Source organism: Spirillospora sp. NPDC049652 (assembly GCF_040675125.1).
GTDB lineage: Bacteria > Actinomycetota > Actinomycetes > Streptosporangiales > Streptosporangiaceae > Spirillospora.
In genome coordinates this window covers 1-1,011 of the sequence record NZ_JBFAOF010001590.1, presented here as the reverse complement: position 1 = coordinate 1,011, position 1,011 = coordinate 1, and the positions used below count along the sequence as shown (strand labels likewise).

Genomic DNA, 1,011 nt, shown 5'->3' with positions numbered 1-1,011 from the left:
CAGGGTCGGCGCGGACGACTCGTTCTTCGCCGCCGGCGGTGACTCGCTGCTGGCCATGCGGCTGATCGCCCGCGTCCGCGCGGTCCTCGACACCGAGGTGTCGGTCCGGGAGCTGTTCGCCGAGCCGACGCCCGAGGCCGTCGCGGCGCTCGCGGACGGACGGCGCGGGGGAGTCCGGACGGCCCTCGCGCCCCGGGAACGCCCCGAGCGGGTGCCGCTGTCCTACTCCCAGCAGCGGATGTGGTTCCTCAACCGCCTGGAGGAGGCGGGCGCCGGCGCCGCGTACACGATGCCGATGGCGCTCCGGCTGTCCGGCGACCTGGACGTGGCGCTGCTGCGGACGGCCCTGGGTGATGTGGCCGACCGGCACGAGAGCCTCCGCACCGTCTTCCCCGAAGCGGACGGCACCCCGTACCAGCGCGTCCTGGTAGGCCCGGCAGCCAGCCCCCCGCTGCCCGTCGACGACATCGCCCGCCCGGACCTGCCCGCCGCCCTCGCGGCGGAGATGGGCCGCGGCTTCGACGTCGAGCACGAGCTTCCGTGGCGCGTCCGGCTGCTGCGGCTCTCGCCGACCGAGCACGTGCTGGTCATGGTCGTGCACCACATCGCGGCGGACGGCTGGTCGATGGGCGTGCTGACACGTGACCTGAGCGCGGCGTACGCGGCGCGCCGGTCGGGGACGGCCCCGGAATGGGCGCCGCTGCCCGTGCAGTACCCGGACTACGCGCTGTGGCAGCGGGACGTCCTCGGAGACCTCGACGACCCCGACAGCCTGATCTCCGAACAGCTGGACTACTGGCGGCGGACCCTCCAGGACCTCCCCGAGGAACTTCCCCTGCCGACGGACCGCCCCCGCCCGACCGAGCGGACCTTCCAGGGCCGATCCGTGCCCGTCAGCCTGAACTCGACCGCCCACGCCGGTCTGGTGGAGCTGGCGCAGCGGCACGGCGTGACGATGTTCATGGTGGTGCAGGCCGCGTTGGCGGCGGTGCTCTCCCGCCTGGGCGGCGG

At 74.6% G+C, this 1,011-nt stretch carries 1 protein-coding gene; it reads left to right on the top strand.

What is annotated here, in order from left to right; genetic code table 11:
* On the top strand, nt 1-1,011 hold a 1,011-nt coding region (locus AB0J52_RS42160; RefSeq protein WP_500188938.1), incomplete at both ends, for a condensation domain-containing protein.